Below are 4,785 nucleotides of genomic sequence, written 5' to 3'. Positions count from 1 at the left end.
GCGAGTTACGGATCTTCATCGGTTTATCCTCAGGTCAAACAACAAGGACGCCCAGAGGCGTCCGAAAACTTGCGCGCATACATAGGGAACTTGCCCCGCCCTGTCAACGCGCCAGCGCCCCGAAATCACGCTTTCCCGCCGCCATATTGGCGCGCGCCTCCCGGTCCCGGTTAACCCGGTGGTGGCAAAGCCATGCTAGCGTCGGCTTCGCATCGATTTGTGGAACTGCATCATGGCCAGCGACCCCGCCACCGGCACCCTCGTCATAGACCCGTCCCCCTATATGGCCAATCTCGTCACCCAGATGCTGCGTCATCTGGGGCGCAAGGATATCCGCGAGGCCAGCTCCGCCCATCAGGCCCTGCTCGAATTGCGCCACCGCGCCTTCGCGCTGGTCATCCTGGACGATGCGCTCGAGGGCGTCGACGGCATCGAGCTGACCCGCCGCCTGCGCGCCGACGCCGAATCCCCCAATCGCCACGTGCCGGTCATCATGATGAGCGGGGCGCCCGACGCAAGGCGCATTGCCGCCGCCCGCGATGCCGGCGTCACCGAATTTTTGCGCAAGCCCTTCGCCGCCAACCACTTGCAGATGCGGCTCGACGCCATCGCCGCCCATCCGCGCGGCTTCGTCGAGGCTGAAACCTATCAGGGTCCCGACCGCCGCCGCCGCGCGATCAAGACCGGCCTGGCCGACCGCCGCAAGGAGGGATAGGGCGCTCCTCCTGCTCACTTTGTCATTCCGGCGCAGGCCGGAATCCATGTCCGCATGTCCCCACATGCCATGGAGCCAGGCAATGCCCATCCACCGACGTCTCCCCCGACTTGAACCGCCGACGGCAACTGGCGGGCGAGCACCCCCTTACGCCCCCAGCACCGCCTCTTCGGGCACCTCGATTTCGCGCCAGCGGTGGCAGGCCACCAGCCGCCCGTTCTCGATGGTCTCCAGCACCGGGCGCTTTTCGGCGCAATAGGGCTTGGCGAAGCGGCAGCGGGTGCGGAAGGTGCAGCCCGAGGGCGGGTTGATCGGCGAGGGGATTTCCCCCTTGAGCGCGTCGATATTGCGCAGCCGCGCCAGCTTGGGGTCGGGCACCGGCACCGCCGTCAGCAGCGCCCGCGTATAGGGATGGCGCGGCGCCTCGTAGATTTCGTCGCCCGTGGCCAGTTCCACGATCCGCCCCAGATAGAGCACCAGGATGCGGTCCGATACATGCCGCACCACGCTCAGATTGTGGCTGATGAAGATCAGCGTCAGCCCGAATTCGTCCTTGAGCTCGGCCAGCAGATTGAGGATCTGCGCCTGGATCGACACGTCCAGCGCCGAGACCGGCTCGTCGCACACGATCAGCTTGGGCTCGGTGACCAGCGCCCGGGCGATACCGATGCGCTGCGCCTGCCCGCCGGAAAACTCGTGCGGATAGCGGTTGATCATCTCGGGCAGCAGCCCCACCGCCTCCATGATCCGCAGCACGCGCTCGCGCCTTTGCGCCCCGTTCAGCTCCGGCCGCAGCGTGCGCAGGGGGTCGGCGATGATGTCGCCCACCGTCATGCGCGGATTGAGCGAGGCCAGCGGGTCCTGGAAGATGATCTGCAAATCGGCCCGGCGCTTGCGCATCGCCTCGGCCGGCAGCCGCGTCAGGTCCTGGCCCAGCCAGAGCACCTGCCCCTCGTCGGGGCTGAGCAGTTGCAGGATGCAGCGGCCCAGGGTGGATTTGCCGCAGCCGCTCTCGCCCACTATGCCCAGTGTTTCGCCCTGGCGGACGGTGAAATTGATGTCGCTCAGCGCCGTCAGCGTCAGCCGGCGCGAAAACAGCACCCCGGCGATGGAAAAGGTCTTCTTCAGGTCGCGGATTTCGATGAGGTTGGTCGGGCTCTGGTTCATCACGCCACCTTCCGGCCCGCCAGCGGGCCCTCGTAGAAACAGGCTTTCTCCCGCCCGTCCCCGATCGGGGTCAGCGCCGGCCGCTCTTCCAGGCACCGGTCGAAGCAGAAGGCGCAGCGCGGATGGAACGAGCATCCCTTGGGCAGGTTTTCGAGGCTCGGCGGCATGCCCTGGATGGGGTCGAGCCGCCGGGCGCGATGGGCCACATGCGGGGTCGAATGCAGAAGGCCCAGCGTATAGGGATGGCGCGGATCGTAGAACAGGTCGTCGGTCCGGCCCTTTTCCACCGCGCGCCCGCCATACATCACCATCATGCGGTCGGCCACGCCCGCCACCACGCCCAGATCGTGGGTGATCAGCACCAGCGCGGTGCCGAAATCGTCGGTCAGCGTCTTGAACAGGTCGAGCATCTGCGCCTGCACGGTCACGTCCAGCGCCGTGGTCGGCTCGTCGGCGATGAGGATTTTCGGCTGGCACAGCAGCGCCATGGCGATCATCACGCGCTGGCGCATGCCGCCTGAAAGCTCGTGCGGAAAGGCGTTGGCGCGCTTGGCCGGTTCGGGGATGCCCACCCTTTCGAGCATGGCGATGGCCTCATGCACCGCCTTGCCCCGCTCGAAGCCGCGATGCTTGACCAGCACCTCGGCCAGTTGCGTCTTGATCTTGAGGCTGGGATTGAGCGAGGTCATCGGATCCTGGAAGATCATGGCGATGTCCTTGCCGCGGATGCGGTCCAGCGCCGCCGGCGCCATGCCCACCAGGTTGACCTCGCCCAGCAGGGCCTGGCCGCTGGTGCGTCCGTTGCGCGCCAGAAGTCCCATGATGGAGAGGAAGGCCTGGCTCTTTCCCGAGCCCGATTCTCCCACCACGGCCAGGGTTTCCCCCGCCTCCAGGGTGAAATTGAGATCGTTCACCGCCCGCACTTCCGAATGGCGCAGCGCGAAGGTGACGCTGAGATCCTTGACGTCGAGTACCGTGTTCATCTCAGCGATCCTTGGGGTCGAGCGCATCGCGCAGGCCGTCACCGATATAGGTGAGGCAGAACAGCATCGTCACCAGCACGCCGGCCGGCGCCAGCAGCAGCCAGGGCATCACCTCGGCCACCGGCGCCCCATCCGAGATCAGCGTGCCCAGCGAGGTCTGCGGCTCCTGCACGCCCAGCCCCAGATAGGACAGGAAGCTTTCGGCGATGATGATTTCGGGAATGGTCAGCGTGGCGTAGATCACCACCGGCCCGGTCAGATTGGGCACGATATGGCGCATGATGATGGTGAAGGGCTTGGCCCCGCCGGCCCGTGCCGCCTCGACGAATTCCTTCTCCTTGATCGAAAGCGTCTGCCCGCGCACTATGCGGGCCATGGTCAGCCATTCGATGGCGCCGATGCCCACGAACAGCAGCACCGGATTGCGCCCGAACATCACCACCAGGATGATGACGAACAGGATATAGGGCAGCGCATACATGATATCGACGAAGCGCATCATGATCGCGTCCACCCGGCCGCCGAAATAGCCGGCCACCGCGCCATAGATGACGCCGATGAACACCGAGACCAGCGTCGCCACCGCCGCCACGATCAGGCTCATCTGCGTGCCCTGGAGCACGCGCGCCAGCATGTCGCGCCCGTTCTGGTCGGTGCCGAAATAATGCCCCGCCTCGAAATTGGGCGGCTTGCGGATCTGACTCCAGTCCACCTGCGAATATTGCCAGGGCACGAAAGCGGGGCCGGCGAAGGCGATGATGATGATCAGCGCCAGCACGAAGATGGAGAGCACCGCCATTTTGTTGCGCGAGAGGCGATAAAAGGCGTCCTGCGTCAGCGTGCGTCCCTTGGGCGCTTCGCCCCTGGCCAGCTTTTCGGCATAGGCCGACAGAACCTGGTCTTTTCCCGTGATCCCGGCCATCAGCGATACCTCACCTTGGGGTCGAGCCAGGCATAGACGAGGTCGACGAGCAGATTGAGCGCCAGGATGATGAACATGTAGAGGATGGTGGTTCCCAGCACCACGCCATAGTCGCGGTTGAGCGCGGCGGTGACGAAATATTTGCCGATTCCGGGCAGGCCGAAGACCTGCTCCACCACCAGCGAGCCGGTAAGCAGATAACTCAGGCCCGGCCCGAGATAGGAGACCACCGGCAACAGCGCCGGCTTGATGGCGTGCCGCACCAGCACCAGCCTTTCGCCGATGCCCTTGGAGCGGGCCGTGCGCACATAGTTCGAGCCGAGCACCTCGATCATCGAGCCGCGCATCAGCCGCGAGATGCGGCCGGCATGGGGCCAGGCCAGCACCGTCACCGGCAGCACCAGATGCAGCCAGCTCCCATGCACCCAGCCGCCCGCCGGCAGCCATCGCAGATAGACGCCGAACCAGAGCTGGAGCAGCGCCGCCATGAGGAAATTGGGGATGAGCACCCCGATCATCACCGCCAGCACCAGCACATAGTCGGGCCATTTGTTCTGGTAGACCGCCGCCGCCATGCCGGCGAGGATGCCGATGAAGGTGGCGATGACGAAGGCGAACAGCGCCATGGTGAGGGTGAAGGGAAAGCCGATGGCGATGAGCTGGCTCACATTGAAGCCGTCGATCACCATGGACGGGCCCAGATCGCCATGCAGCAGGCGCCAGACATAGATGAAATACTGCACCACCAGCGGCTGGTCGAGATTGTAGTGGGCGCGCAGATTGGCCAGCACGGTCGGCGGCAGGGCGCGCTCGCCATCGAAGGGACCGCCGGGGGCCAGGCGCAGGATGAAGAAACAGACCGTCACGGCAATCAGCGCGATGGGAATCGCCGAGAGCACGCGCCGCAGGGCATAAGCCAGCATGAATTGTGAACTCCTTGGCCGGAGCGCCGCCATCTGGGATCAGGGCGCATCACGGACAATAGATCGTGGGGGCCG

5 protein-coding genes are annotated in these 4,785 nt (G+C 65.4%); 1 reads left to right on the top strand and 4 read right to left on the bottom strand.

The window, feature by feature from the left end; translation table 11 throughout:
* Positions 1–232: 232 nt before the first annotated feature.
* Positions 233–715 carry a response regulator gene (locus VDP82_RS13990; protein WP_323015462.1) on the top strand — a complete coding sequence of 161 codons (483 nt, stop codon included), beginning with the start codon at positions 233–235 and terminating at the stop codon, positions 713–715.
* Between the two features lie 147 nt (positions 716–862).
* Here VDP82_RS13990 and VDP82_RS13985 read toward each other — a convergent pair whose 3' ends face one another.
* From VDP82_RS13985 to VDP82_RS13970, 4 genes are read right to left on the bottom strand one after another with little or no spacing between them, the layout of a single operon-like run.
* Positions 863–1,882 carry an oligopeptide/dipeptide ABC transporter ATP-binding protein gene (locus VDP82_RS13985; protein WP_323015461.1) on the bottom strand — a complete coding sequence of 340 codons (1,020 nt, stop codon included), beginning with the start codon at positions 1,880–1,882 and terminating at the stop codon, positions 863–865.
* On the bottom strand, positions 1,882–2,865 hold the full coding sequence (locus tag VDP82_RS13980) for an ABC transporter ATP-binding protein (RefSeq protein WP_323015460.1): 984 nt from the start codon (positions 2,863–2,865) through the stop codon (positions 1,882–1,884). Before VDP82_RS13980 ends, VDP82_RS13985 begins: the two co-directional genes overlap by 1 nt.
* A 1-nt stretch (position 2,866) precedes the next feature.
* On the bottom strand, positions 2,867–3,787 hold the full coding sequence (locus VDP82_RS13975; protein ID WP_323015459.1) for an ABC transporter permease: 921 nt from the start codon (positions 3,785–3,787) through the stop codon (positions 2,867–2,869).
* Positions 3,787–4,710: an ABC transporter permease gene (locus VDP82_RS13970; protein WP_323015458.1), complete on the bottom strand. Its 924-nt coding sequence runs from the start codon at positions 4,708–4,710 to the stop codon at positions 3,787–3,789. Before VDP82_RS13970 ends, VDP82_RS13975 begins: the two co-directional genes overlap by 1 nt.
* Positions 4,711–4,785: the final 75 nt, after the last annotated feature.

The sequence above is a fragment of the Devosia sp. genome, from assembly GCF_034675085.1.
Taxonomy (GTDB): Bacteria; Pseudomonadota; Alphaproteobacteria; order Rhizobiales; family Devosiaceae; genus Devosia.
The sequence above is the reverse complement of the archived record's forward strand: the minus strand, read 5'-3'. Positions and strand labels throughout refer to the sequence as shown.

Excerpts from the sequence above, each read along its gene's own strand:
- VDP82_RS13975 (WP_323015459.1), bottom strand. The coding sequence starts at position 3,787 with ATGGCCGGGATCACGGGAAAAGACCAGGTTCTGTCGGCCTATGCCGAA.
- VDP82_RS13980 (WP_323015460.1), bottom strand. The coding sequence starts at position 2,865 with ATGAACACGGTACTCGACGTCAAGGATCTCAGCGTCACCTTCGCGCTG.
- VDP82_RS13985 (WP_323015461.1), bottom strand. The coding sequence starts at position 1,882 with ATGAACCAGAGCCCGACCAACCTCATCGAAATCCGCGACCTGAAGAAG.
- VDP82_RS13990 (WP_323015462.1), top strand. The coding sequence starts at position 233 with ATGGCCAGCGACCCCGCCACCGGCACCCTCGTCATAGACCCGTCCCCC.
- VDP82_RS13970 (WP_323015458.1), bottom strand. The coding sequence starts at position 4,710 with ATGCTGGCTTATGCCCTGCGGCGCGTGCTCTCGGCGATTCCCATCGCG.